General features: G+C 53.5%; 21 protein-coding genes. 12 read left to right on the top strand and 9 right to left on the bottom strand.

All coding sequences use genetic code 11. The features are described 5' to 3' along the window. Nucleotides 1-4: 4 nt before the first annotated feature. Nucleotides 5-1,198, bottom strand: a complete 1,194-nt coding sequence (locus CFELI_RS06835) for an HNH endonuclease signature motif containing protein (protein ID WP_277105641.1) — start codon at nucleotides 1,196-1,198, stop codon at nucleotides 5-7. A gap of 148 nt (nucleotides 1,199-1,346) precedes the next feature. Here CFELI_RS06835 and CFELI_RS06830 point away from each other — a divergent pair, with 148 nt between their 5' ends. From CFELI_RS06830 to ltrA, 3 genes are all read left to right on the top strand, one after another. Then, nucleotides 1,347-2,978 (top strand): ABC-F family ATP-binding cassette domain-containing protein, encoded by a 1,632-nt coding sequence (locus tag CFELI_RS06830; protein ID WP_277105642.1) that lies wholly within the window; start codon nucleotides 1,347-1,349, stop codon nucleotides 2,976-2,978. 21 nt (nucleotides 2,979-2,999) lie between these two features. Then, nucleotides 3,000-4,100 (top strand): hypothetical protein, encoded by a 1,101-nt coding sequence (locus CFELI_RS06825; RefSeq protein ID WP_277105643.1) that lies wholly within the window; start codon nucleotides 3,000-3,002, stop codon nucleotides 4,098-4,100. Between the two features lie 712 nt (nucleotides 4,101-4,812). Next, on the top strand, nucleotides 4,813-6,135 hold the full coding sequence (gene ltrA, locus CFELI_RS06820) for a group II intron reverse transcriptase/maturase (protein WP_290258968.1): 1,323 nt from the start codon (nucleotides 4,813-4,815) through the stop codon (nucleotides 6,133-6,135). Between the two features lie 94 nt (nucleotides 6,136-6,229). Here ltrA and CFELI_RS06815 read toward each other — a convergent pair whose 3' ends face one another. Further along, the gene (locus tag CFELI_RS06815; protein WP_277103716.1) at nucleotides 6,230-7,594 is read right to left on the bottom strand and encodes a PFL family protein; all 1,365 of its coding nucleotides are present in this window, start codon (nucleotides 7,592-7,594) and stop codon (nucleotides 6,230-6,232) included. Nucleotides 7,595-7,614: 20 nt separating this feature from the next. Then, nucleotides 7,615-7,884, bottom strand: a complete 270-nt coding sequence (locus CFELI_RS06810) for an ACT domain-containing protein (protein ID WP_277103715.1) — start codon at nucleotides 7,882-7,884, stop codon at nucleotides 7,615-7,617. A gap of 27 nt (nucleotides 7,885-7,911) precedes the next feature. On the opposite strand from CFELI_RS06810, the gene CFELI_RS06805 reads away from it, so the two are divergent. Next, nucleotides 7,912-8,397 carry a DUF1990 domain-containing protein gene (locus CFELI_RS06805; protein WP_277103714.1) on the top strand — a complete coding sequence of 162 codons (486 nt, stop codon included), beginning with the start codon at nucleotides 7,912-7,914 and terminating at the stop codon, nucleotides 8,395-8,397. Here the strand turns inward: CFELI_RS06805 and CFELI_RS06800 are convergent. The 3 genes from CFELI_RS06800 to acnA all read right to left on the bottom strand — a co-directional run bounded on the left by CFELI_RS06800 (nucleotide 8,370) and on the right by acnA (nucleotide 12,678). Further along, on the bottom strand, nucleotides 8,370-9,098 hold the full coding sequence (locus tag CFELI_RS06800; RefSeq protein WP_277103713.1) for a glutamine amidotransferase-related protein: 729 nt from the start codon (nucleotides 9,096-9,098) through the stop codon (nucleotides 8,370-8,372). The two genes, CFELI_RS06805 and CFELI_RS06800, sit on opposite strands and share 28 nt — an antisense overlap. A gap of 24 nt (nucleotides 9,099-9,122) precedes the next feature. Then, the gene (locus CFELI_RS06795; protein ID WP_277103712.1) at nucleotides 9,123-9,686 is read right to left on the bottom strand and encodes a TetR/AcrR family transcriptional regulator; all 564 of its coding nucleotides are present in this window, start codon (nucleotides 9,684-9,686) and stop codon (nucleotides 9,123-9,125) included. Between the two features lie 217 nt (nucleotides 9,687-9,903). Then, the gene (gene acnA / locus CFELI_RS06790) at nucleotides 9,904-12,678 is read right to left on the bottom strand and encodes an aconitate hydratase AcnA (RefSeq protein ID WP_277103711.1); all 2,775 of its coding nucleotides are present in this window, start codon (nucleotides 12,676-12,678) and stop codon (nucleotides 9,904-9,906) included. An 813-nt stretch (nucleotides 12,679-13,491) separates the two neighbouring features. Here acnA and CFELI_RS06785 point away from each other — a divergent pair. The 3 genes from CFELI_RS06785 to CFELI_RS06775 all read left to right on the top strand — a co-directional run bounded on the left by CFELI_RS06785 (nucleotide 13,492) and on the right by CFELI_RS06775 (nucleotide 17,299). Continuing rightward, nucleotides 13,492-13,959 carry an Rv1476 family membrane protein gene (locus CFELI_RS06785; protein WP_277103710.1) on the top strand — a complete coding sequence of 156 codons (468 nt, stop codon included), beginning with the start codon at nucleotides 13,492-13,494 and terminating at the stop codon, nucleotides 13,957-13,959. 344 nt (nucleotides 13,960-14,303) lie between these two features. Next, complete coding sequence (locus CFELI_RS06780; protein WP_277103709.1) at nucleotides 14,304-16,103, top strand: DIP1281 family NlpC/P60 protein; 1,800 nt, start codon at nucleotides 14,304-14,306, stop codon at nucleotides 16,101-16,103. Between the two features lie 119 nt (nucleotides 16,104-16,222). Next, nucleotides 16,223-17,299 (top strand): ferrochelatase, encoded by a 1,077-nt coding sequence (locus CFELI_RS06775; RefSeq protein WP_277103708.1) that lies wholly within the window; start codon nucleotides 16,223-16,225, stop codon nucleotides 17,297-17,299. Here the strand turns inward: CFELI_RS06775 and CFELI_RS06770 are convergent. After that, entirely contained in the window at nucleotides 17,263-18,045 is a 783-nt protein-coding gene (locus CFELI_RS06770) for an Rv1486c family protein (protein ID WP_277103707.1), read from the bottom strand. The genes CFELI_RS06775 and CFELI_RS06770 overlap by 37 nt on opposite strands. A 29-nt stretch (nucleotides 18,046-18,074) precedes the next feature. Between CFELI_RS06770 and CFELI_RS06765 the strand changes: the two genes are divergently transcribed. The 3 genes from CFELI_RS06765 to CFELI_RS06755 are packed head-to-tail and all read left to right on the top strand — an operon-like array spanning nucleotide 18,075 to nucleotide 20,529. Further along, entirely contained in the window at nucleotides 18,075-18,905 is an 831-nt protein-coding gene (locus CFELI_RS06765; protein WP_374724727.1) for a DUF3097 domain-containing protein, read from the top strand. 10 nt (nucleotides 18,906-18,915) lie between these two features. Beyond that, nucleotides 18,916-19,347 (top strand): NfeD family protein, encoded by a 432-nt coding sequence (locus tag CFELI_RS06760; protein WP_277103705.1) that lies wholly within the window; start codon nucleotides 18,916-18,918, stop codon nucleotides 19,345-19,347. Nucleotides 19,348-19,356: 9 nt separating this feature from the next. Next, nucleotides 19,357-20,529, top strand: coding sequence for an SPFH domain-containing protein (locus CFELI_RS06755; RefSeq protein WP_277103704.1), 1,173 nt, complete (start codon nucleotides 19,357-19,359; stop codon nucleotides 20,527-20,529). Nucleotides 20,530-20,608: 79 nt separating this feature from the next. Here the strand turns inward: CFELI_RS06755 and CFELI_RS06750 are convergent, their stop codons facing one another. Together CFELI_RS06750 and CFELI_RS06745 are read right to left on the bottom strand one after the other, a co-directional pair. Further along, a complete protein-coding gene (locus CFELI_RS06750; protein WP_277103703.1) occupies nucleotides 20,609-21,169 on the bottom strand; it encodes a MarR family transcriptional regulator in 561 nt (186 codons plus the stop codon). Between the two features lie 34 nt (nucleotides 21,170-21,203). After that, on the bottom strand, nucleotides 21,204-21,914 hold the full coding sequence (locus CFELI_RS06745) for a TVP38/TMEM64 family protein (protein ID WP_277103702.1): 711 nt from the start codon (nucleotides 21,912-21,914) through the stop codon (nucleotides 21,204-21,206). A gap of 281 nt (nucleotides 21,915-22,195) precedes the next feature. On the opposite strand from CFELI_RS06745, the gene CFELI_RS06740 reads away from it, so the two are divergent. Next, nucleotides 22,196-24,004, top strand: coding sequence for a methylmalonyl-CoA mutase family protein (locus CFELI_RS06740; RefSeq protein ID WP_277103701.1), 1,809 nt, complete (start codon nucleotides 22,196-22,198; stop codon nucleotides 24,002-24,004). Nucleotides 24,005-24,009: 5 nt separating this feature from the next. After that, on the top strand, nucleotides 24,010-26,220 hold the full coding sequence (scpA, locus tag CFELI_RS06735) for a methylmalonyl-CoA mutase (RefSeq protein WP_277103700.1): 2,211 nt from the start codon (nucleotides 24,010-24,012) through the stop codon (nucleotides 26,218-26,220). Nucleotides 26,221-26,363 lie beyond the last annotated feature (143 nt).

Here is a 26,363-nt window from a genome sequence, read left to right as displayed (position 1 = left end):
GGGGTTATTCTCGCGCCCATCTCAACTCCGCCAAATATTTTCTGATTCCTTTGCGCATCAGTGGGTTGAGGTTGAAATCGAGCGGTTCGCCGGGTCTTCTTCGTAGGCCCGGTATTCCTGTTTTCGGGCACCGTTCGATCCTGCCGTGCTTGACGACGTCGGAGAGGTCGTCGTTAAGCCCATTATGTTCAGCACACAACGGCACCATATTTGTTTGCAAGGTTTCGCCGCCTCGCGCCCACGCATGAATGTGGTGTGCTTGGCAGTTGACCGCTTTGCGGTCGCAGGCCGGATGCGCACACAAGGGCGTCTCAAGTGCACCAACGAAGCGCTGGTGGTCGGTGAAAAAGCGGCGGGTGCCGTAGGTGGCGACGTGTTCGTAGTCCCCACCCTCCGAGAGTGCGTAGACTACGGCGTAGCCAAGGGGGTTGAGTTGCTGTTCGGCTAGTTCTTTGAGGGGGATTAGTGAACCGTCCGTTGTCATGGCTTTTCCGTCTGCATGGTAGCGGTATGTGGGGTCGAGGACGAGAACGTAGCAGGGACGGTAGGGCAGGTAGTGATCTGTGGTGGGTGTTTCCCCCGCCGAGAATTGGGCTGCGAGTAGAGCATCGTAGTCTCTGGCTGCGCACACTTTGTTGTAGAGCACGTGGAAGAGGGCTTGGGAGAGTTTGATTCCTTGGTCTGGTCGTTGTGCGCGGTATTCGTGGGCTTCGGCAACGAGGATTGATTCCATTTCTGCGACCATGGTTGATGGTCCTGCGCCTTGGAAGAATAGTTGGTCGTTTGCGTTGGGGGTTCGGTTGAAGGCGAGCCGAGCGCGGTGTGGGCGAAAGTGGTTTGCGTTGACTTCTTCCATCATTGCTTCTGCGTGTTGTTTCAGTTCGTCGCAGGTGACGGTTCGCCCGTGATCGAGCATGCGTAAACCTAGTTCGCTGAGGTTTGCGTTTTCATCGCGGCATTTGTTTAATGCGGAGGCGATGATGTCCATCTTGGAAAAACCAAGTCCGTATGTGGTGTTGGCGTGAAGGACGTCGACAGGGATTTTCTTTATGACCCATAACAGGCGGCGTGCTTGTTTTTGGCTGAGCTCTGCCCAGTCGGCGATGTCGGCCGCGGTGAGTTGGTGGGCGGCCATTTCGCTTAAAAGCACTGCTTCTTGGGCGGCGCGGGTGCGAAGCATGGTTTGGATCGAGCTCATAATGGTTACGCTATCTGTGCCAGAAACAGCGCGCAAGGTTAATAAGATTTCTGGGAGGGGAGTGTGTGAAAATTCTTAATTTAGTGATTTTTGGTGGCTTTTTGGGGGATGGTGGGCTTTTGTTGGGGGTTTGGTAGGATTTCCCCTTGTGATTGTGACCAATGATTTTGAGGTTCGCGTGGGTGCTCGCACCCTTCTTTTGGCTCCGGGGCAGCATTTGCGTGTGCAGCCTGGGGATCGTATTGGTCTGGTGGGCCGTAATGGTGCTGGTAAGACTACGACGATGCGTATTTTGGCGGGGGAGACTGAGCCTTTCGCGGGTAAGGTTGTTCGTTCGGGGGATATTGGGTACTTGCCGCAGGATTCTCGGGAGGGGAATATTGAGCAGTCTGTGCGGGATCGTGTCTTAAGTGCGCGTGGTTTGGATCAGATTCGTCGGAGTATGGATCGTCAGCAGGAGATTATGGAGACGACTGTTGATGATCGGAAGCGGGATCAGGCGATTCGGAAGTATGCCCGGTTAGAGGAGCAGTACCATTCTTTGGGTGGGTATGAGGCGAATGCTGAGTGCGCCCAGATTTGCGATAATTTGGGTTTGCCTGCCCGTATTTTGGATCAGCAGTTGAAGACGTTGTCGGGTGGTCAGCGTCGTCGTGTGGAGTTGGCGCAGATTTTGTTTGCGGCGTCAGCGGGTTCAGGTAAGTCTCAGACAACTTTGCTTCTCGACGAGCCGACGAACCACTTGGATGCTGATTCCATTGTGTGGTTGCGTAGTTTTTTGGCTAAGCATGAGGGTGGTTTGATCATGATTAGCCACGATGTTGAGCTGCTGGAGGATGTCTGTAACAAGGTGTGGTTCCTTGACGCGGTGCGGGCTGAAGCTGATGTGTACAACATGGGCTATAAGAAGTATTTGGATGCTCGTGCAACGGATGAGGCGCGTCGACGTCGTGAGCGTGCGAATGCGGAGAAGAAAGCTGCGGCGTTAAAGGATCAGGCTGCTCGTTTGGGGGCGAAGGCAACGAAGGCTGCGGCGGCAAAGCAAATGTTGGCGCGTGCTGAGCGGATGATGGGCAGTTTGGATGAGGTTCGTGTGGCGGATCGGGTGGCTGCGATTAAGTTCCCGGAGCCGGCGCCGTGCGGTAAGACTCCGTTGAATGCGACTGGGCTGACGAAGATGTATGGGTCTTTGGAGGTGTTTGCTGGTGTTGATCTGGCGATTGATAAGGGTTCGCGTGTTGTGGTGTTGGGCTATAACGGTGCAGGTAAGACCACGTTATTGAAGTTGCTTGCTGGGGTTGAGCGTACCGATGGCGAGGGCGGTATTGTGACTGGCCATGGTTTGAAGATCGGGTATTTTGCCCAGGAGCACGATACGATTGATCCTGCGAAGACGGTGTGGCAGAACACTATTGATGCGTGTCCGGAGGCGGGCGAGCAGGATTTGCGCGGGCTTTTGGGTGCGTTCATGTTTTCGGGTGAGCAGCTGGATCAGCCGGCGGGTACTTTGTCGGGTGGTGAGAAGACTCGTTTGGCGTTGGCGGGTTTGGTCTCGTCGCGGGCGAATGTGTTGTTGTTGGATGAGCCGACGAACAACTTGGACCCTGTCTCGCGCGAACAGGTGCTGGATGCGCTACGCACATATCAGGGTGCTGTGGTGTTGGTGACGCACGATCCTGGTGCGGTTCAGGCGTTGGAGCCGGAGCGGGTTATTGTGTTGCCGGATGGGGATGAGGATCTCTGGAACGACGAATATATGGAAATCGTTGAATTATCATAGAAATGTTCTAAAATATCACTTATGATTTGTGCCGAACGGGGAGCTACACTCAGCGTGATTGCCCTGTTCGGCATATTTTTATCTGCTCTTATCCGCCCTTATCTTGGCCCCATGCTTGTTGAATTTGGGGCGCACCCGTTCTGGGTGGGAGTGGGCTTCGGTCTTGGCGCCGCCCTGTACATGCTTATCGACGGCCACACCGTGCGGCAGTTCTTCTTCTGGTTGTGCGCGGCAACAGCGCCGCTTCTTTTCTTCGGTGGTCACGTAGGAATTATTGCAGGGCTGGTGTTTGCGTTTGGTTCGCTTTCGCTGTTGCATATGCACTATGCGGCGTTTATAGGGGCGATGAGTGCAAGTGTGGGGTTATGGTTGGCCCCTGATCTGCATTTTCTTGCTTTAGCCAGCATTGCGGTTGCGGGGGCAGCTGTGGTGGTGCGGTTTATGTCACGTGACGTTTCTTATGCTGCGCCATCTGTGCCATCGCATCCCCTCCAAGAAAATCCTGGAGTGTGGTGGGCTGCGGGTTTAGTGTCGGCATCTGTTGTGAGTTTTGGTTTCATTGCTCTGCATTTGGTCAGTTTGCATTCGTTTCCTGTGTGGGGTGTGGGGTTGGTGTATGCGGCTGCGGGGGTAGTTGTGTGGGCGTCGATGCGTGTCGGAGGCCGAATGGGGGTGTGGGCTTTTGTTGCGTTGCCACTCGTGGCGTTGTTGAGTGTTGTGGTGGTGTTGAGTTCACAATTGTATGTGAGCTTGGTGGGGGTATTTTTGTGGGCGAGCGCGGTGGGTTTGCAGTATGTGACTGTGTTTCCGGCAAGTCTGCGTACTGCGAGTGGGGCGAGGTTGGCGGCATCGCAGGTTTTAGGTGGGTTGTGCGGTTCGGTGTTGTTGGGGTCGATGTGGTTGTATAGTCAGGCTGCTGCGGTGATTTTTCTTGCGCTTTGTGCGGGTATTGCGGTGGTTATTATGGTGGAGGTTGTTACTGGTAGCGTGAGGTTAGCTGGGGTTGGCCCGGCTGACAGGAAAGGAGTGGCGCGTGCGCGTTTCGTTGACAGAATTGACTACGTTAAGCCCGAAGATGAAGAAGGCGGTGTGTGGCCTGATACTTTTCGACGTCGTGGCTAAGCTTGCTGCGTGGCATTTTTTGTATCATTTGCCTGCTGATCGGATTCGAGGGAAGAAGCGAAATTGGGTACTTGCGACAGTGTTGACTGTGTCGGGATCGCCGTGGTTTTTGATTCGGGGTATTAAACGTTAGCCCAGAAAAATGCCACCGTGAATTTTTTCCCGGTGGCATTTTCGGTTCGCCCGACATGGGCATGTTCTTAAGGGTGTGAGTCCCTGATAGTGAAGGTGGTTTAACTATGTAGCTGATGGCAACTGCAGCATCGTGAGGTGTTGTGGGGAGGAAGCTTCAAGCGAAATCCTGCACCGAGGTATACGAATCACATATAAGGCGCGCTGATCTGGGTAAGGCTGCCGAAGAAGTCGAAGCCCGTTCCATCGAAGTGGTTAGTGCGTAGATGTGGCGGTTGTAGGAGGAAAGAGCATGTTCTTAATCGGGGAGGCCTGTCACAGACTATGCCAAGTAGGTGTGGTAAGCCCTGTTGTGGGTTGGTGTGGTAGGAGTCAGCCGAGGTCATAGTACTCGTGGGAGACACCGCGGTCCGCGGTAGCCCTTATGGTGGGTGAGCGAGGAAGGACTGAACTTTACATTGTTGAGTATGGAACCTGGATTGTAGTTATGCATAACGGTGAAAGCTGCCAACCACGTGTGTGTGGGCATTATGGGGAGGATAGGGTGAATCCCGACGATAGCCATGGTGTGCCTAGTTGTGTGTCTGCCGATGTAGGGGAAGTGTCAACTGGTGCGGGTGCTGATCTGTGGAATCAAGTCTTTTCAGGTGGCAATCTCCGCACTGCATTAGAGCGGGTTAAGACGAATAAGGGTGCTGCTGGTGTGGACGGGGTAGGTGTTGAGGATATTGACGTTTATCTGCGCGAACACTGGAGTGGCATTCGTGAGCGTCTTGACGCGGGAACGTATAAGCCGTTGCCGGTTCGTGAGGTGATGATCCCAAAGCCTTCGGGTGGTTGGCGTATGCTTGGTGTTCCGACTGTTGTTGATCGTGTGATTTGTCAGGCGATCGCGCAGGTACTTACGCCTATCTTTGATGTGGGGTTTGTGCCTGTGTCTTTTGGTTTCAGGCCTCAACGTAGCGCACATATGGCGTTAAAGACCGCACGTGGGTTTCTTAACGAGGGGTATGTGTGGGTTGTTGAGGTTGATTTGTCGAAGTATTTCGACACGGTTAATCACGACATGTTGATGTCGAGGGTGGCTCGTAAGGTTGACGATAAGCGCGTGTTGAAGCTTATTCGGGCGTATTTAAACGCTGGGATTATGGCTGATGGTGTTGTTCGGTGTAGTGATGCAGGGACTCCGCAGGGGTCACCGTTATCGCCGTTGTTGAGCAATATCATGTTGGATGATTTTGATCATTATCTTGCATCTAAGGGCACGAAGTTTGTTCGTTATGCTGATGATATTCGGGTCTTTGTTCGTTCCAAGCGTGCTGCGCAGCGTGCGCTTGCCCAGTCTGGGAAGTTTCTGGAGGGGAAGTTAAAGCTGCGGGTTAATCAGGAGAAGTCCACTATTTGTCATGCGATTAAGGCGGAGCTTTTAGGCTATGGGTTCTATCTGGTTCGTGGTGATCAGTATCGGTTTCGACTTACTAAGGCCACGAAGGTGAGGGTTTTAGCCCGAGTGAAAGAGCTTACGGCAAGATCGTGGTCGGTGTCGATGGAGTATCGCATTGACCGGTTAAACAAATATTTGCGTGGATGGCTTGGTTATTTCGCGTTGGCGGATGCGAAGGTGTTTCTTAACCGGCTGGATGAGCATCTTCGTCGTCGACTGCGGATGTGCGTATGGAAGCAGTGGAAACGTATCCGAACGCGGATACGGAACCTCTGCCGCTTGGGTGTGGATAAACAAAAGGCCTATGAGTGGGCTAATACCAGTAAGTCCTACTGGCGTATCGCTGGCTCGTGGGTGCTTACAACCACGCTTACTAATGCGTATTGGAATGACCAGAACCTCGTATCAGCCGTGGCGTATTGGAACTATAAGCACAGTCAATACTCTGTATTGGTGTAAGGAACCGCCGTATGCGATGAACCTCACGTACGGTGGTGTGAGAGGGCTGCCGGGAAACCCGGCACCCTACTCGATCGTGTTCGGTGTGAAGTGGCTAGTTTCGGAAACCGTGGACTGGTGCGGGGATGAAGCCGCCGCGGCTGATGAAATCGGAGTTGTCTACGGTGGAGACAGGTATGACAGGGGCGTAGCCCAAGAGTCCGCCGAAGTTGACTTCGTCGCCTGGCTTTGTGCCAGGTACGGGGATAACGCGCACGGCGGTGGTCTTATGGTTCATCACGCCGATTGCAGCTTCGTCAGCGATCATTCCGGCGATGAGCTGTGCGGAGGTGTCACCGGGGATTGCGACCATATCAAGTCCGACGGAGCAGATTGCGGTCATGGCTTCGAGCTTGTCGATGCTGATATTTCCAGCACGTACGGCATCAATCATGCCCTTATCTTCGGAGACGGGGATAAAAGAGCCGGACAGACCGCCGACGCGGGAGCAAGCCATCATGCCACCCTTTTTCACGGCGTCGTTTAGCAAGGCAAGTGCTGCGGTAGTGCCGTGGGTGCCGACCTGCTTTAAGCCCATGTGTTCCATGATGTGGGCAACGGAGTCGCCGAGTTCGGCGGTGGGTGCCAGCGAGAGGTCGACGATGCCGAAGGGGACGCCAAGGCGTTGCGACGCCATGGTGCCGACCAGCTGACCTGCGCGGGTAATCTTGAAGGCAGCTTTTTTGATCGCTTCGGCCACCTCATCGAGGGTGGCGCCGTCCAGATCGCCAAGCGCACGGTTGACCACGCCGGGGCCGGAAACGCCGACGGAAACGACGCAATCGGGCTCTTCGATGCCGTGGAAAGCACCTGCCATGAAGGGATTATCGCCCACCGCATTGGCGAAGACGACGAGCTTGGCGCAGGCAATTGCGGAGTTGTCTTTGGTTAATTCCGCGGCTTCCTTGACAATTTCACCCATCAGGGCCACAGCATTCATGTTGATGCCAGCACGAGAAGAACCGATATTGACCGAGGAACACACCACGTCGGTCACAGTGAGCGCTTCGGGAATGGAACGGATCAAACGCTCATCGCCAGGCGTCATGCCCTTTTCCACAATGGCTGAATAGCCGCCGATGAAGTTCACGCCCACGGTTTTTGCGGCGCGGTCGAGTGCCTTCGCAATCTCAACGGGCGAGCCGTCGACTGCTTGCGCAATCAGAGCGATAGGGGTGACGGAGATCCGCTTGTTAACGATGGGGATTCCGAGCTCCCGTTCAATCGCTTCGCATTCGGAGACGAGGTTTTCAGCTTTCGTGGTGATTTTATTGTAGACCGCCTCACAGGTGTCCTCCATAGTGGAGCGCACGCAGTCAAGCAGGGAAATACCCATGGTGACGGTGCGGATATCGAGGCGGTACTTCTCGATCATGTCGATAGTTTCGAGGATCGAGGAAGAGGAGTGGTGAAAAGTCATGAACTATCCTTATAGTTTGCTTAGATGATGTTCATGGCGTCGAAGATCGCCTGAGACTGGATTCGGATCACGAGCTTTTCTTGCTTTTCCACTTCAGTCATCTTTTCCTGAATGGTGCCCATATCAACTGCTTTTTCGTCGAAAGCGACGTGCAAAATCATGGTGAAATACTCGCCCATGAGGGTTTGTGACACGTTGTGGATATTGACGTCGAGTTCAGCAAGCGCGGTGGATACTGCGGCGATAATGCCGGTGTGATCAACACCCGTTACAGTCATAATGGCAAACATGCACCACATCTTACCCTGAGAGAATCCATGATTAACTACCCACCACACCTGAAATTAACAACACTTGACCTCGCAAAGGGATCTAGGTCACATCTCGTGTCACCGTGGCGTGTTCTCGACGAATCCCGAGTGCTTGGCCATGGTCGACAGACTTTTGCGCGCGCTAGCGAAAAACTACTATGTTGGCAGGTCCACGAAGAAGCTGGCATGAAAGTAACCGCACACGAAGGCTGGGTGGAGCTAAAATGTGGCCCAACCACCAACGAATGCGACATCCTGCTTATCGACGCCCAACCAGCGCACACAATCATGGTGTACGGAACCCGTGCTCGACATCTCGCAAGCGGCGAAGAAGCCTTCATCATCAGCATTGATTCTCACGACACAGTAACTGGACGATGCGTCGCTTTTTCTCAACCCAATCATTGGATCACCACACTAGGTGCTCCAGCTGCCAGGTGGGCGCAGCGACGCATCACACAACGCTATTTGGCGGCCATGGCGCGACAATGATGAACAAAATTATTGATCACCGCATGTGAGTGCGACACGTCAAAGTCACGGATATTGGAGACGATCTCGTCATAATCTTCGGGTGAGAAATAGCCGTGATTCATAAAAAATGCCATGCGAACCTTCATCGCATCCGCATCCATTTCCGGATGGAACTGGGTTGCCCACACGTGATCGCGGTAACGCACCATTTGCGCAAAACACGTAGGCCCTTGAGCAAGAATAGTGGCCCCATCACCCAATTCAACAGTGGATTCCTGATGCCCGGTTAATGCAAGGAAACGTTCGGGCAGCGAAGCAGTCAAAGGATCAGGTACGTCGCTAAGAACCACTTCAGTAATGCCCGTGACCTCAGGGCGACTCCGATCCACCTTGCCACCCGTTGCCTGCGCTAAGAATCCCATGCCAAAGCAGATGAGGAACACCGGAATATCAAGACCAATGAGTCGAGTGAGCTCAGAATGCACGTGGGTCTGGAACTCATCATAGGTACTTGTTGTCACATTAAGCGCACTACCCCCAACGATGACCCCTACGTAGGAGTCAAGGTGAGGAATACACACGTTCGTGGAGTCGATAATGAGGTGGTCGACCTCGTGAGCACTAAGAACTGTTGAACGCAGCAGGTCACCGAGTTCAGCCTGCGCGATTTCGCGTGAATGCTCACCGAAGCGCAGTGAGATAAAAAGAAAATCAGCCATCGAAAAATCTAGTCTAGTCCAGCGTTAGTGTTTTCTGACACTATCTTCAACAAGGTGGAGCACAGCTGACAAATCTTTCGTCGACGCCCCTGAAGCAATGCGGGTGATAAAACCGTCTAAAACGGTTTCGAGATAGGTGTGCAATACATCAACTTCGACGTCGTTACGCAAGCCCCCCTTGGACAGATTTCCGCGCAATCGAGCGCGAACGGCGTCGTCAAGCACTTGCTGATGCTCCTGCCAGCGAGCCCGAAAACTGGGATCAGTACGCAACATCTTCGAAATTTCCAGCCGGGTTGACAGCCAATCGTAGCGTTCAGGATGGGCGAGCATATCGTGCATCACCTCTACCAAACCATTATCTGCAACAACCTCAGCCATACGAGCAGCATCTTCACGAGCAAGCGCTAAGAATAAGTTCTCTTTATCACCGAAGTGATGGAAAATCGCACCCCGAGATTTCCCAGTCGCCTCTTCGAGACGACGAACCGTGGCTCCCTCATAGCCATGTTCAGCAAAGCAGCGGCGGGCACCATCAAGGATTTCTTGCCGACGCGAGGAAAGCTCGACACTGGAGACCACAGGCATAGGAACCGACTCACTCCTCTCACTGAAAAACGAATACATCTTCATACCGCAATGAAGGGAAAAGAAAGTGGGGCCGCCACACGTCAAAACATTGTTTCGGCCCCACTTTAGTGTTTAACCCACCCCAAGCAATGTGATAAACCTCACCCCCTCGTCGCACAACGATAAGGGGGAAGCTTAAATCACACCATGAGCGGGGAGTACAACACAGTGCAAACTAGGACTGCGCCATGTTGCGGAGCACGTACTGCAAGATACCACCGTTGCGGTAGTAGTCAGCCTCACCAGGGGTGTCGATACGGACAACCGCATCGAACTCGACAACATCGCCGGATTCCTTGGTTGCGGTGACGTGAACGGTCTTCGGAGTGACACCGTTGTTCAGCTCTTCGATACCGGTGATATCGAAGGTCTCAGTGCCGTCCAGGCCGAGAGACTCGTGGGACTCGCCAGCAGGGAACTGCAGTGGGATAACACCCATACCGATCAGGTTGGAGCGGTGAATACGCTCGAAGGACTCGGTGATCACTGCCTTCACACCCAGCAGGTTGGTGCCCTTTGCAGCCCAGTCGCGGGACGAACCGGTGCCGTACTCCTTACCACCAAGGACAACCAACGGAATGCCGGCTGCCTTGTAGTTCTGGCACGCATCGAAGATGAAGGACTGAGGTGCACCCTCCTTGGTGAAGTCGCGGGTGTAACCACCAGCGATGTCCACCAGCTGGTTCTGCAGGCGAATGTTCGCGAAGGTACCGCGCATCATAACCTCGTGGTTGCCACGACGCGAACCCAAGGAGTTGTAATCTTGGCGTGCAACGCCGTTAGCATCCAAGTACTGAGCAGCAGGGGTGCCTGGCTTAATGGAGGAAGCAGGGGAGATGTGGTCGGTGGTGACCGAATCGCCGAGCTTAGCCAGAACGCGAGCGCCCTTGATGTCGGTGACTGGCTCTGGATCCATGGTCATGCCATCGAAGTAAGGAGCCTTACGGATGTAGGTGGAAGCCTCATCCCATTCGAAGGTCTTACCAGTTGGGATCTGCAGTGCCTGCCACTGAGCGTCGCCCTTGAACACGTCAGCGTAGTCAGCCTCGTAGAGTTCACGGGAGATGCACTCAGCAATCGTGGATTCGATCTCTTCAGTGGATGGCCAGATGTCCTTAAGGAACACATCGTTGCCATCCTGATCCTTGCCCAAAGCCTGGGTTTCGAAATCGAAGTCCATGGTGCCGGCGATAGCGTATGCGATCACCATGATCGGGGAAGCCAAGTAGTTCATCTTGACGTCTGGGGAGATGCGGCCTTCGAAGTTACGGTTACCGGACAGTACCGCGGTGGCAGTCAGATCATGCTCGTTAATAGCAGCGGAGATTTCCTCAGGCAGTGGGCCGGAGTTGCCGATGCAGGAAGTACAACCGAAGCCAGCGAGGTAGAAACCAAGAGCTTCAAGGTCCTTCCACAGGTCGGCGCGCTGGTAGTAGCCGTCAACAACCTGAGAACCTGGTGCGCAGATGGTCTTCACCCATGGCTTAGCCTTCAGGCCCTTCTCAGCAGCCTTGCGTGCGATCAAGCCAGCACCAACCATCACGGATGGATTGGAGGTGTTGGTGCAGGAGGTGATGGACGCGATAGCGACCATACCGTGATCCAAGGTGTACTCGCCACCATTCGGGGAAGCAACTACCACTGGGCGGGAAACGCGACCCTCAGCGCCTTCAGCTGCGGATTCACCGAAGCCCTGGCGGGAGGAGTTGAAGTTAGCCTCGAAGGTGCCAGATGCCTTCACTGGCGCAACGGTCTCGGTGTCGTTGGTGTAGTTTGGCAGATCCTTACGGAAAGCTGCCTTTGCCTCAGACTGCAGAATGCGGTCCTGTGGACGCTTTGGACCTGCAAGGGAAGGAACTACGGTGGATAGGTCGAGCTCAAGGTACTCGGAGTACTCTGCCTCTGGAGCATCCTGCTCCAGCCACATACCCTGAGCCTTCGCGTAAGCCTCAACCAGAGCGATCTGCTCTTCTGGGCGACCGGTCAGGTGCATGTACTTGGTGGTCTCTTCGTCAATTGGGAAGATCGCACAGGTGGAGCCGAACTCTGGGGACATGTTGCCAATGGTGGCACGGTTTGCCAGAGGAATAGACTTCACACCGTTGCCGTAGAATTCAACGAACTTCTGCACCACGCCGTGCTCACGCAGCATCTCGGTGATGGTCAACACGACGTCGGTCGCGGTCACGCCGGCAGGGATCTCGCCGGTGAGCTTGAAGCCAACAACCTTTGGAATAAGCATGGAGACTGGCTGGCCGAGCATTGCAGCCTCAGCCTCAATGCCACCAACACCCCAACCCAGGATGCCTAGGCCGTTTTCCATGGTGGTGTGGGAGTCAGTACCGATGCAGGTGTCTGGGTATGCCAGGCCGTTGTTGTCGAAGACAACGCGAGAGAGGTACTCAATGTTGACCTGGTGGACGATACCGGTTCCAGGAGGAACAACGCGGAAGTTGGAGAAGTTCTCAGCACCCCAACGCAGGAACTGGTAGCGCTCTTCGTTGCGCTCGTACTCGATGTCAACGTTCTTCTGCAGGGCTTCTGCAGAGCCGAAAGCTTCGACGATCACGGAGTGGTCGATGACCATTTCCGCCGGGTTCAGTGGGTTCACCTTGTCTGGGTCGCCGCCGAGGGTCTTCACAGCTTCACGCATGGTTGCCAAGTCGACAACACAAGGAACACCAGTGAAGTCCTGCATCAATACGCGTGCAGGGGTGAACTGGATTTCGATGCTGGGCTCAGCGGTTGGATCCCAGTTTGCAATTGCCTCGATGTGCTCGGTGGTGATGTTAGCGCCATCTTCGGTGCGCAAAAGGTTCTCGCCGAGAACCTTCAGGGAGTAGGGAAGCTTCTCCATGCCTGGCACTGCGTTCAAAGCGAAGTAGTCGTAAGACTTGTCGCCGACTTTCAAAGTGCTCTTGGCGTTGAAGGAGTTCTTGCTTTCAGTCACGTTGAGCTCCATTCCTTTTCAACAGGGGGGGATAGTAGATATGAAGCGCTTTAGCGATGGATTGCCCCTGTGCCTGCCACGTTCACTGAGTGGCGGTGGGGGGTGGGGAAAACCATCGTTATGGTCGCTTGCGTTCGCGGAGTTGTGTTCTAAACAACCGCGTCGCCTGACGCTCATTCTAACAGTACAACCGTTCTGTTGTGGAATTTTCGCTACCCCTAGCCAACACGATCACCACAAGAAACCGCCGGTCACAGCCACAAAGTAGCTTTGGCTACCCTAAAAACACTGGACATGTTCAGCGAAGGTGAACATCATTTTGCGTGCTTATCGCATAAAAATCGAACATGCCCACAGCGCAAGACACAAAAGCAGCTCTCGAAGGGCGGGGGAATTTTTCCCCAATCGACTACCCACAGTTAGGGGGAGCTCTTCACTGCCATTGACTAGCCAGTGAAATAAAACATGCGCATTTCACCCTCAGTATTTCGCAGAGGATAATTAACCAATCCCACAGAATACATTGACGACAGCGACGACGTAGGCATCGAAAAATCAGGGCGCGTACTACGGCAACACTATAGATAAGGAATGAGGAACTATAGATAAGAAATAAGGAGAAGATGTATCATGCCGCGATCCTACGGCCCACACCCGCCAAGGGAGCCATCGTCAAAAGTAAAACATAACGGAAATCAAGCTATGACACTTGAATGTAAGAGAAACTCTACAGTGAATTGCCCTGCAAACCCTTAGGTCTTCAAGTCGGGAAAAGGCTTTGATGGCAGGATTTGCAGCTAGGATAAGGAATTAATGATTCCTGAAGGCATACACATTTCCGACCTCACCACGCAATTGCTTGACGACGGCGTGGCATTTGTCCACGATGATCCCGAATTACACGCACAACTCGTGGCATCCCGCGAACAATCACCGGTACTACACGACGCAGGGTTCGTTGTTCTCAACTTCACACCGGCACAACCGGCCGATCTTCGCGATATTGCCCAAGATCTCTTACTGTCGACCGATTTGTCCACGATCGTCGTTCGAAGCCCTGACAGTGGTGCAATTGTCAGCACTACATACAGTCGTGCCCATCTTGAAAGTGCGCAACATGCTTTTCTTAGCGCCCCAACGATAGAGGCTGGTGTAGCAAAGTTAAACCAAGAACTTGAGGCTAGTCCAGCTGTTGGCGGAACGTTGACACTTATTCTGGCCAGTGTGATTTTCCTCGTTTCCATTGCTCTCACACTTGTAAAAGTCAAGCACACAGACTAGATGCCCCGTTGGGGTATACATACACTTTTTGTGCCCATGGCAACGAGCCACGCCGCTATCACTACTATTGTGATTAATATCACACCTAATGTGCTTAGTAGATAAAAGCCAAGGTCATGGTACCAATGTTACAGATGTGAATATTGGTATTAACTCATACTTCTCTGACTTTTGATGCGCACTGAGGGTGGAGTGCTCTAATGTTCGAAGTGTCGACTACTGAGTCGATTCTAGAAACTTGACTCCCAATAGACTTTCTTGTGCACGTGTGGGGAAGCATGAAGCAGAAAAATTTTTTTGGTAGTCACAGTTTCGCTTGTTGTGTCCCCAACCAAGGAGAATCTGTGAGCACACTGGGTCGTCGTTGGGCAGCCGTTACGGTCGTTGCCTGCCTTACAGCCGTGAACCCGTTCGCCTTAGCCGAGCCCACAAATCCCTCAGATAGCGACATCACTCAGGCTCACAGCGCAGTCAATGAAGCGGAGACCAATGTTTCTGCACTCATTGCCACCATCGCTACCTCCAATGCCGAGCTCAACGCTATGGAAATGGAGATGGGTCGGCTGCGTGAAGCTGTAAACAAGAGTTTGGTCGACTATCACGACGCTCAGCACAAAGCTGCGGAAGCACGCGAAGGCGTAACCGAGGCTCGCAGCAAGTTGGAATTCACGCAATCTGAGATGGTCAAAGCTCAGGAAACCTTGGATGAGATTTCTCGCTCCACCTACCGCCAAGGCGCGACGAGCGTCGTAGGCGGTATTGCAGGTACCACCAACACTGAAGACGCACTCGACCGCCAGACGTACCTACGTACCAACGCTGCAAAGCAGAAGAAGTTGATCGATGATCTCGATCGCCTGCGGACCCAGCAAGCCAACGAAGAATCCCTCCTTCGCGAAGCCCGCAATATTGCCCAAGCACGTGAAGAGGAAGCGAAGCAAGCTAAAGAGGATGCAGAGCAGAGCTTTGAACGCAATAGCGCGGAGATTGCGCGTCGACAAGCAGAGCACCAGAAACTCGAAGCTGAGCGCAACAATGCTCAGATCAAACTAGAGCTGGCACGATCCAATGCTTCTGCACTGAACACGCAACGTTCTGAATACCTGGCGTATCAGGAAGCTGAACAGGCCCGCGTTAAGGCTGCAGAAGAGGCGCATCGGGCAGAAGAAGAGCGCCACAAGCTCGAAGAGCAAGCACGCGCGAAGGCTCAGGCGCAGGCCGAAGCAGAAGCTGCAGCCAAGGCAGCAGCAGAGGCGGAAAAACAAGCACGTGCAGAATCTGAGCGCAAGCAGGCCGCCGAGCAGAAAGCCAAGGCACAGGCTGAAGCTCAGGCTGCGAAAGAAGCCGCAGAAAAGGCAGCGCAGGCAGCCCAGCAGCAAAATAACGATGCACAACAGGCCGCCCAACAACAGCAGCAAGCAGCTGAGGCCGCCGCAAAAGCCGCTCAGGAGCTTTTGGCGGCAGCCACACAAGATCAAACTGCCACCACTCCAAGCCCCGATAACACTGGTGTTCTCAACGTTGATTCGGCCACCCAAAGCACCGACACTGGCACTGTTGATCTAGGTGACCAGTCACCACAAACGACAACGCCCGCACCGGAGCAGAGCCAGCCTAGTACTGATAGCGCGGTGCAGAATGCGCTCGAGGATATTTTCGTCGTTCTCGATGATCTTGCAAACAGCACAAGCAACGCCTCCACCGCAGTCATCAGTGGCGACCGTAGCGCGAAGATCGAGGCAGTGATCGCACGTGCGCAAAGCCAAATCGGCACCCCTTATGCATGGGGTGGTGGCAATGCTCACGGCCCAACCAAGGGCATTCGCGACGGTGGCACAGCCGACCGGCATGGTGACTACAATAAGGTTGGCTTCGACTGCTCAGGGCTTGTGTTGTACGCCTTTGCCGCTGCTGGGATTTCTCTTCCGCACTACACTGGCTACCAGTATCAGCGGGGAACGAAGATCAATCCCAAGGAAATGCAGCGTGGCGACCTCATTTTCTACGGCCCAAACGCAGAGCATCACGTTGCAATCTATCTGGGTGATGGCACCATGATCGAAGCTCCCCAGTCAGGATCTACAGTGCGTATTTCTCCAGTGCGCTGGGGTGGCATGAGTCCTTACGCAGTGCGCTTGATTTAATAGTCACAGGATTTATCTGAGCACACTTTTTGGGTGCTCACTAGTTATTACCCCTTGATCGGAGGCTTCGATCAAGGGGTTTTCTATATCAATCAAAAGTAGTGTTAGACTCGCTACTTATGAACACCCCCGTGGATGCGCTCCTTCTCTTAAGCTTTGGTGGCCCAGAAAAGCCCGAAGATGTTATGCCTTTCCTCCGAAACGTCACTCGGGGACGTGGCATCCCCGACTCCCGGCTGGAGGAAGTGGCCGTTCATTATCATCACTTCGATGGTTATAGCCCACTTAATGACTGCAATCGAGAAATAATTAGCAATATCGAAACTGAGTTGGGGCTACGCGGAATTAGCCTGCCTATCTATTTCGGCAATCGCAACTGGGCTCCGTATGCTTCCGATGTTGCTTTAGAGATTGCCCGCGCGGGCCATAAGAAGGTCGCTGTATTTGCTACAAGCGCATGGGGTGGCTATTCGGGGTGTCGCCAATACGCCGAAGATATCGCACTCATGCTTGAGACACTTAACACACATAATGCTGGGCACGTCGACTTCTACCGCCTGCGCCAGTTCTTTGACCACCCTGAGTTTATTGAGGGCAACGTCCACGCCATCAATGACGCATATGAAGCATTTTCCCGACAGGGGATCAACAAAGACGAGATCCGCCTCGTTTTCACGGCCCATTCCATCCCGATCATTGCTGACACCAATTCTGGCACTGCGGAAGATGGCCCGCTGTACTCCCGTCAGGTTAATGAGTCTGCACGCCTTGTCGCACAACAGCTCGGCGTTAGCGATTACGACGTCGTGTGGCAATCAGCTTCCGGCGACGGTAAAGTTCCGTGGCTTGACCCCGATATTGTTGACCATGCTCATGAACTCCATGCACAAGGGGTTAACAACCTAGTAGTGTGCTCGATTGGGTTTATTTCCGACCACATGGAAGTGGTGTGGGATCTGGATAATGAGCTGCAAGAAGAAGCGGAAGAAATGGGCATGAAAGTGGTTCGTGCCGCCACGGTTGGCCACACGAAAGAATTTGCTTCTATGGTGGTTGATCTACTCTTTGAAACTTTCGGATATCAACCACCGTTACATCTCGGTACGGTGCCATCGAAGGGCTGCACGGTGAATGGATCGCCGTGCGAGGTTGACTGTTGTCAACCAGCTAAACGTCCCCATTCCATTACCGCATAGTTCACAGCAGCCATTCGCGCTGCGCGGATGTGCTGAGCTAGTGATAGCAGTTGCGGGTCAAAATAGTGGTCACCGAGTGTTTCCGTCACTGTGGATACAATCGCACTCACCTGGTCTGCTCGCGCAATGAGTTTGGCGCAGCGTGGTGGCACGGCCGAGGGCAATCCTGGGCTTTCGTAGAAATCTGTCAATCGCCCCACACTCAGCCGTGGGGCGACTAAGTCACGAATGTTGTAGTTGGAGTTTTCAATAAAGCGTGCAGCCATGCGCGTAGCATTACTGAGTGCGATATCGGCTTCCCCTGGAGAAAGATAGGCACGGGGTGGTCGCGTGCTTGTCAAGAGTGACCACCCCGTGCCGGATCGATCATGGTGCGGAATGCATACTGTTTCATCGTTGAGCACGATTGCTTCAAAGATGCTGTCATCCACGGTGCTATTGTCACCAGCCGCTGGCACGTGCGTGTCGACGTCGCTATCGTTGTGTGCTACTAATTGACTGCTGGCGATCACGGGATCGCCTGGCCCGCCTAACCAGAGCCCCACGCGGGGGACATGAGGCATGTGCGAGGCTTGATCGCGGATAGTTTTGGCGAGGATGAGAAAGTTAAATTCCTCGCCTGCACGACGATGGGGTCCGTGCAGCTCGCCAAGTGCGTTATTGAGTTCCTCAAAGGATTCGTATCCGTAAAGCCAGGCTGCCCACCAGAGGGCAATATTCTGACACGGTGAGTAGAAGTGTTTCATCGGGGCTTAATTTTAGTAGGGTTTTGTCTGTGAGAGACTATGGAGACATCCTCAAAGGACATGCACGTAATCAAAAGCCTTCCTTCCCCAGTGTCCCCGCCGCACCGGGCGAGGTTGTGGAGGTGCTTGCCGACGGCTTCGTTGGTGCCGTTGTAGGTTTTGAAAAGACCTATGATGGCGATTTCATTCGCTTGGAGGATCGCCGGGGTGTCACCCGCTTGTTCAAACTTCGTCCAGGTGCGTTCTTGGTTGATGGGAACCGCGTTACCCTTACTCGCTTCGTGCCCAAGCAGCAGCCTCAGCGCTCAAATTCTGGCTCCACGCGGGTCGCCAATGTGGAGGCGAAAGTAGCTGCACCGTCTCGTATTTGGGTGGAAGGCGTCCATGATGCTGCGATTGTGGAGAAGATCTGGGGCCATGACCTTCGCGTTGAAGGTGTCGTAGTGGAGTATTTGGAAGGCTTGGATAACTTAGAGCAGCGCTTGGCGGAATTCCAGCCAGGCCCTGGGCGCAGGATTGGGGTATTGGCTGACCACTTAATTTCCGGCTCTAAGGAGACTCGACTGACGCAATCTGTTGGTCCACATGTGCTGGTTACTGGGCATCCTTATATTGATATTTGGGCAGCAGTGAAACCTGAGCGGTTGGGGTTGAGGCATTGGCCCGAGGTGCCCTATGGCCAGGATTGGAAAACTGGGGTGTGCCAACAATTAGGTTGGTCTGATCCGCGTGAAGGGTGGAGCCGGGTGTATGGTGCGGTGAAGACTTTCCGCGATATTGATTCAACCTTGATTGGTGCTGTGGAACGTTTAGTTGATTTTGTAACAAATCCCGAACTTTCGAAGGAGGACTTACTGTAGTCTTGGTGGGGTGGGTGCACTTATTTGGTTAATTATCGCAGTTGCATTGATGGGCCTCGAATTGGTCCTTACCGCTGGTGAGCTGACCTTACTGATGTTGGGTTTAGCTGCGCTGGGTACGGCAGGTGTGGCTGCGTTTGGGGTTCCGTTGGGGGTAGAAGTCGTAGCTTTTGCCCTGATTTCCGTGCTGATGCTTCTGTTTTTGAAGCCAGCACTGAAATCACGAATTAATCAAGCCCCCAAGCTTGATACATCAGTGAAGGCTCTCGAAGGGGAGCGCGCTGTTGTTGTTGAGAGCGTGTCGAGTGATGGAGGCCAGGTTCGGTTGGATGGCTCTATTTGGTCGGCGCGAGCCCTCTTCCCTGACGTTCATTTTGAAGAAGGGGAAAGTGTTCACGTGGTTTCTATTGAAGGAACGACTGCTATCGTCTGGAAGGACTGATTTCGTTTTATGCCAACACTTATTTTGCTTGGTCTAGTGATAGCCCTTGTGGTTATCTTCGTGTTAAAGACTATTGTGTTGATTCCGCAGGGTGAAGCTGCCGTCATCGAAAGGTTGGGTAGTTATACTCGGACTATTTCTGGCGGTATTGGCATCCTCATTCCATTTATCGATCGGGTGCGTGAACGAGTTGATACTCGTGAGCGCGTGGTCAGCTTCCCGCCTCAAGCCGTGATCACTCAGGATAACTTGACTGTTGCTATCGATACTGTGGTGACTTTCCAGATCAACGATCCTGCACGCGCAATTTATGGCGTCGATAACTACATCGTGGGCGTGGAACAGATCTCGGTAGCCACGCTACGTGACGTCGTTGGCGGCATGACCTTGGAAGAGACTTTGACCAGCCGTGATGTTATTAACCGTCGTCTGCGTGGCGAGCTTGATGCTGCTACGACCAAGTGGGGCTTGCGTATTTCCCGCGTGGAGTTGAAGGCTATTGATCCACCACCATCGATTCAGCAATCGATGGAAATGCAGATGAAGGCTGACCGTGAAAAGCGCGCTATGATTTTGACGGCTGAAGGTCGCCGTGAGTCGGATATTCGTACCGCTGAGGGCGAAAAGCAAGCGCGCATTTTGGCGGCTGAGGGTGAGAAGCACGCCGCTATTTTGAAGGCTGAGGCTGATCGTCAAGCAGCTATCTTGCGTGCCGAAGGTGCTCGCGCAGCGAAGTTCTTGGAGGCTCAAGGTGAGGCACGTGCAATTGAGCAGATTAATACTGCGATTAAACACTCTGAGGTAACTCCTGAACTGTTGGCTTACCAGTATTTGGAGAAGCTGCCGAAGATGGCCGAGGGCCAAGCATCCACGATGTGGATGATTCCGAGCCAGTTTGGTGATTCTCTTGAACAGTTTGCCCGCGCTTTGGCTAAGAAGGATGATGACGGCGTGTTCCGTTACGAGCCTGTGAAGGTAGAAAAGGATTCAACGGAAGGCTCCGTGCCTGAAGAGTGGTTTGAAGCTTCAGCAAATCCAGAAATTGCAGCTGCGGTTGCTGCAGCAAACGCTGTGGCGCAAAAGCCTGTCGATGAACCAGAGCCAACGGCTGCTCCTGCGCAAAATGAGACTCCGGCAGTGAGTTTTGATCTAGGTCAGCTGCACAAAGAGCTCGATAGTTAGTTTCTGTTCGCGCAGCGAACAGAAAGTGTGGCTTCACAGTTTTCTCATTTCAGTAGAATTCTGTGAAGCCACACTTTTTTTATTTGGTTTTCGCATCGGCTTGTTCGAGCAATCTCACTGCGAGCCGCCAACCAGCAAGTTCTGCTTGCCAGCCAGCTGCTTGAAGTCTTTGGCTCATGGCCTGTTTGGAGATTTCAAGCTCGGCGGCTGCTTCGTTTTGGTTGTAGCCGCTACGCATGAGGCTGGTGGCTTCGCGCCCTTCAGGGGTGCGTTTCGCCAAGATGTGCGCGAGCATGAGGAATGCACCAGCTACATCTTGTGCCGCTTCTTTTTGACGCCGGATACCTACTTTTACTTGCCCTGCCCGTGCATGGGCTCCAAGTGTGGTTCGGGCAAGGTTGAGGGCTTGTTCATCGGTAGGGGCGACGCCAATTGCTACTGCCCAATCTCCGTGCGAAAGTAATGCCATGGTGGTGTCACAGGTTGCGCTGGGGGTGTCGATGGTGGCTGCGATATCTTCAACACCAAGCACACTGAATTCACCAACCCCGGGGAGGGTGGATAGTGCTTGTGCGGAATTGCGCACCAGTTCTGCTCTGCGTCGCTCTCGGCCTCGATAGCGTGCGTGTATGGCAAACACCCCGGTGACTCCTTTCACTACTCTTAAGATTTTTCTAGTCTTTGTCCTTGACTGGAAGTCTATGGTCTAGAACTAATCCGATGGCACCTAGACACGCCAGAAGCAGGCTAAAGATGATTAATTGTGGTTCATAGTGTCCGGTAAGGGCATCGCCGAAGATGACCGTCATGACCGTTCCGGGGGCGGAGCCGACTAAGGTTGCTAAGCAAAAGCTCATGATTGGGATGGGGGTTAGTGCGGCGGCGTAGTTCACCGCGCAGAAGGGGACGCCTGCAATCATTCGCAGGCTTGTGACGGCTAACCATCCGCGTTGTTTTAGCCGTGTGTTGATTCGATTAACGGCGGGATGCGTGAGTGTCGGCCCAATCCAGTCACCGACGAGGTAACGCATGGTCAGCAAGGAAATTCCCGCGGATACGGTAGTGGCGGCGAGTGCAATTCCGATGCCGACGCTAGGACCGAAGAGTATTCCTGATGTGAGGGTGAAGAAGGTGCGCGGGATGGGGAATTGAGTAACGAGGACGTAGCAGCTGAAGAAGACAGGAATGAACCAGTGACCGTTAGATTGGGACCAGGCTTGCCATTGGGCAAGAGGCGGGATGTTATAGGTGAGAGTGATAATTATCATGATCACTGCCACCACCGTCAGTGCCACTAAGCGGGTGGTGGGGATACTGCCACGCAGTGTGCGCCATGCTTTATGCAGTTTGTTGTGCATTTTAGGGGTAGGTGTGGGAGTGTTCATTCTAGGGGTGTATCTTATCCCTCGATGGGGGTTGGGGGAAAAATTTTTCGCTACTTAACAATGCCAAAACTTTTGTGCGTTAGGACTAGACTGAACTGTGGTTGTGAGTTAAAGCATTCTGTGATCAGTGTGCTTTGCACACCACTCTAAGCATGAAGTGTTCGATGATCTTTCTGCTGTTACTGGTTCCACTTGTGTGGTTTCTTGCCGGTTTGAGGCGCAGTTTGTTTTGTTGGATGCTGTTGACAAATGATATGGAAAGAGGGGAGTGGGTCCCTATCGTGACTGACACACGACATTCCTTAACTGAAGAGTTTGAGGCCCGTCAGCAGGCTTGGTACAAGTCTGTGGCTGGCGTTTTTGCGCGTGTCCAGAAGAAGGACATTGCTGATGTCCCGTTGGATAGTTGGCGGAAGCTGATTAAAACAACGTATGAGGGCATTGATGTTAATCCGCTGTATACCCGTGCTGATGAGCTGGAGCAGGATCCGATTCCGGGTGTGTTCCCGTTCCGTCGTGGCGCGAAGGGTGTTGGCCATCAGCATCAGGGCTGGGGGGTGACTGAATCTTTTGATGCCAAAAGTTCGAATGCGGAGTTGATGCATGCTCTCAATAACGGCACGACGCATGTGGTGGTCAAGGGTGAGGCTGATCTTGCAGCGCTGTTGAAGGGTGTGCTGTTTCAGTACGCTCCTGTGCGTTTGGAGGCAGGCTTAGCGCTTGTTTCCCAAGCCGAGGCGCTATTTGCGCTTGTCGACGCCGAGGATGCTGATCCTGCTTTGATTGAGCTTGGCGCGTCCCCGTTGACATCGCAGGTTGATGGTTCTGACTCTGTTGACCTTGAGACTGCTGTTTCTTTGGCAAAGACGTGTGCTGCTCGCGTGCGCACGCGCGCAATTTTGGTTGATTCTGCAGCTTTTTCGAATCAGGGTGCTACTGATGCGGAGGAGATTGGTCTGGCTTTGGCTACGGGTGCAGACTATCTTCGTGCGTTAACTGATGCTGGCTTAAGCGTGGAGCAAGCCCTTGACCAGCTTGCTTTCCGTTTCGCGGTGTCTGATGATCAGTTCGCTCAGTTGTCGAAGTTGCGTGCGGCCCGCCAATTGTGGGCTCGTGTGGCTGAGATTGTCGGTGCACCCGACCATGGTTCCTGCCCGCAGCATGCGCAGACTGCACCTGTCATGTTTTCGCAGCGTGATCCGTGGGTGAATATGCTTAGGTGCACTGTTGCTGCTTTTGCTGGCGGTGTTGGTGGCGCGACGGATGTTGAGGTTTTGCCTTTTGATTGGGCGATTCCTGGTGGTTTGCCAAATACTTCGCGCACCTTTGCCCGTCGTATTGCTCGTAACACCAACCTTCTTCTACTGGAAGAGTCGCACTTGGGTCACGTTGTGGACCCGGCTGGTGGTTCGTATTTCGTGGAGGCTTTCACGACCGAGCTTGCTGACAAGGCTTGGGCTGTGTTTAGCACCATTGAAAAGGAGGGTGGTTTTAGGGCCGCTGTTGCTTCTGGTTCGGTCAAGGCGTTGCTTGATGCCTCGCATGAGTTAACGCGTGCCGATATTGCTCGCCGTATCAAGAAGGTGACGGCTATTAACGAGTTCCCGAACTTGTTGGAGGCTCCGTTGGCTTCTGAGTTACGAGTTGAGCCTCATGGTGTTCGCCGTTGGGCTGCGGAGTTTGAGGCATTGCGCAACCGTTCGGATGCATTCTTGGAGTCGCATGGTAAGCGTCCGCAGGTTGCGTTGATCCCGCTGGGGCCTTTGGCTAAGCACAATATCCGCACTGGTTTTGCTACGAACTTGTTGGCTTCTGGTGGTATTGAGGCTGTTAATCCGGGTCAGGTTGTTCCAGGTACGCAGGAGTTTGCAAAAGCCGCGAAGGCGAGTTCGATCGTCGTTATTTGCGGTACTGATCAGGAATATGAGGAATCTGGTGCCGAGGCACTCACGGCACTGCGTGAGGCGGGTGTTGAGACTGTTTTGCTTGCGGGTGCTGCAGGTAGCGGTGTTGATGCCGATGGTTACTTGAACCTCAAGATTGATGCGGCTGATACTTTGGCTCAGCTGCTTGAGAAGTTGGGAGCATAACCACTATGAGCACTATTCCTAATTTTTCCGAATACACAGCAACTGTGGAAACCAGTGCTGCCCAAGATGCGTCGGCGCTGAAGGCACAGGTGTGGAATACACCTGAGGGTATTGATGTTCCTCGTGTGTTCGATCGTGCTGACCGCAACGAGACAGTCGACGCACAGCAACTTGATTCCTTCCCAGGTATGCCACCGTTTATGCGTGGCCCTTATCCTACGATGTACACCAACCAGCCGTGGACGATTCGCCAGTACGCTGGTTTCTCCACTGCTGCGGAGTCGAATGCTTTCTACCGCCGTAACCTTGCGGCTGGTCAGAAGGGTTTGTCCGTGGCTTTCGACTTGGCTACCCACCGTGGCTACGATTCTGACAATGAGCGTGTGCTTGGCGACGTCGGTATGGCGGGCGTTGCTATTGACTCGATCTTGGACATGCGCCAGCTTTTTGAGGGCATCGATTTGGGCAATGTGTCCGTATCGATGACCATGAACGGTGCTGTGCTCCCAGTGCTTGCGTTGTACATCGTTGCTGCTGAGGAGCAGGGTGTTACTCCGGACCGCTTGGCAGGCACCATTCAGAATGACATTCTGAAGGAGTTCATGGTTCGTAACACCTACATTTACCCTCCGAAGCCTTCGATGCGTATTATCTCGAATATTTTCGAGTACACCTCGCTGATGATGCCTCGCTTTAACTCCATTTCGATTTCTGGCTACCACATCCAAGAGGCAGGAGCGACGGCTGACTTGGAGTTGGCTTACACCCTTGCTGATGGTGTGGAGTACATTCGTGCCGGTATGGAAGTGGGCTTGGATGTTGATAAGTTCGCTCCTCGTCTGTCTTTCTTCTGGGGTATTTCCATGTACACCTTCATGGAGATCGCTAAGATGCGTGCTGGTCGTTTGCTGTGGAGTGAGCTGGTGGCGAAGTTCGACAATAAGTCGGCGAAGTCCCAGTCGTTGCGTACGCACTCCCAGACTTCTGGTTGGTCGCTGACTGCGCAGGATGTGTTCAATAACGTTCCTCGTACCTGTATTGAGGCTATGGCTGCAACGCAGGGTCACACCCAGTCGCTGCACACCAACGCGCTGGATGAGGCGCTGGCTTTGCCCACTGACTTCTCTGCGCGTATTGCTCGTAACACTCAGTTGTTGCTCCAGCAGGAGTCGGGGACTGTTCGCCCTGTTGATCCTTGGGCTGGTTCGTACTATATCGAGTGGTTGACTCAGCAGTTGGTTGATCGTGCGCGTGCGCACATCGAAGAAGTTGAGGCTGCTGGTGGTATGGCTCAGGCAACGGTGGAAGGTATTCCGAAGTTGCGCATTGAGGAGTCCGCTGCGCGTACTCAGGCTCGTATTGATTCGGGCCGTCAGGCTCTGATCGGCGTGAATAAGTACATCGTCGAAGAGGACGAGCAGATTGAGGTTCTGAAGGTTGATAACACTAAGGTGCGTGCAGAGCAGTTGGCGAAGTTGGATAGGCTTCGCGCTGAGCGTGACGAGGCTGCCTGCCAGGCGGCTTTGGATGCGCTGACCGCCGCTGCGGCAAAGGATACCAAGGAGCCAGGTAATCTCGATGAGAATCTGCTGAAGTTGGCGGTCGATTGTGCCCGCGCGAAGGCTACGGTGGGTGAGATTTCTTACGCGTTGGAGAAGGTCTTTGGCCGCCATGAGGCGGAGATTCGTACCTTGTCTGGTGTGTATAAGGATGAGGTTGGAAAGGAGGGCCGCGTGGGCAACGTCGAAAAGGCTATTGCTATGGCTGATGCTTTCGAGGCTGAGGAAGGTCGTCGCCCTCGTATCTACATTGCCAAGATGGGCCAGGATGGGCATGATCGTGGCCAGAAGGTTGTTGCTTCTGCCTACGCCGATCTTGGTATGGACGTGGATGTCGGACCTTTGTTCCAGACCCCTGCTGAGGCAGCGCGTGCCGCTGTCGACGCCGACGTGCATGTTGTTGGCGTGTCCTCTTTGGCTGCTGGTCACTTAACTTTAGTTCCAGCGTTGAAGGAGGAGTTGGCGAAGCTGGGTCGGGAAGACATCATGATCGTGGTCGGTGGCGTGATTCCACCGGGTGATTTCCAAGAACTGTACGATGACGGTGCTGTCGCTATTTACCCACCGGGTACTGTGATTGCGGATTCTGCGATCGATTTGTTAACGAAGCTGAGCGCCCAGTTGGGTTTTGAGCTTGAGGTTGACGTGGAAGTGTAATGCTTTCGTGTTGATGGAAGGCATTGTCTATGCCATGGCATTCATGTCTTTAAGCCTTCCTTGCGTGCACTGTGTGCACTCTTGTTTGGCCGGCCATGAAGGTTTCTTTTACCTTATTGATTCCTTTGTGGCCGGTTTGTTTC

This window comes from Corynebacterium felinum (genome assembly GCF_030408755.1).
In the GTDB taxonomy this organism is placed as follows: Bacteria; Actinomycetota; Actinomycetes; order Mycobacteriales; family Mycobacteriaceae; genus Corynebacterium; species Corynebacterium felinum.
Note: the sequence above shows the minus strand (reverse complement) of the source record. Positions and strands in the feature narration are given on the sequence as shown.

Coding starts and splice junctions, on each gene's coding strand:
- CFELI_RS06755 (WP_277103704.1), top strand. CDS start 19,357: ATGCCAACACTTATTTTGCTTGGTCTAGTGATAGCCCTTGTGGTTATC.
- CFELI_RS06800 (WP_277103713.1), bottom strand. CDS start 9,098: ATGGCTGATTTTCTTTTTATCTCACTGCGCTTCGGTGAGCATTCACGC.
- CFELI_RS06770 (WP_277103707.1), bottom strand. CDS start 18,045: ATGAAACACTTCTACTCACCGTGTCAGAATATTGCCCTCTGGTGGGCA.
- CFELI_RS06745 (WP_277103702.1), bottom strand. CDS start 21,914: ATGAACACTCCCACACCTACCCCTAAAATGCACAACAAACTGCATAAA.
- CFELI_RS06785 (WP_277103710.1), top strand. CDS start 13,492: ATGATTCCTGAAGGCATACACATTTCCGACCTCACCACGCAATTGCTT.
- CFELI_RS06805 (WP_277103714.1), top strand. CDS start 7,912: ATGATTAACTACCCACCACACCTGAAATTAACAACACTTGACCTCGCA.
- CFELI_RS06815 (WP_277103716.1), bottom strand. CDS start 7,594: ATGACTTTTCACCACTCCTCTTCCTCGATCCTCGAAACTATCGACATG.
- CFELI_RS06775 (WP_277103708.1), top strand. CDS start 16,223: ATGAACACCCCCGTGGATGCGCTCCTTCTCTTAAGCTTTGGTGGCCCA.
- CFELI_RS06795 (WP_277103712.1), bottom strand. CDS start 9,686: ATGCCTGTGGTCTCCAGTGTCGAGCTTTCCTCGCGTCGGCAAGAAATC.
- CFELI_RS06810 (WP_277103715.1), bottom strand. CDS start 7,884: ATGTTTGCCATTATGACTGTAACGGGTGTTGATCACACCGGCATTATC.
- scpA (WP_277103700.1), top strand. CDS start 24,010: ATGAGCACTATTCCTAATTTTTCCGAATACACAGCAACTGTGGAAACC.
- CFELI_RS06825 (WP_277105643.1), top strand. CDS start 3,000: ATGATTTGTGCCGAACGGGGAGCTACACTCAGCGTGATTGCCCTGTTC.
- CFELI_RS06835 (WP_277105641.1), bottom strand. CDS start 1,198: ATGAGCTCGATCCAAACCATGCTTCGCACCCGCGCCGCCCAAGAAGCA.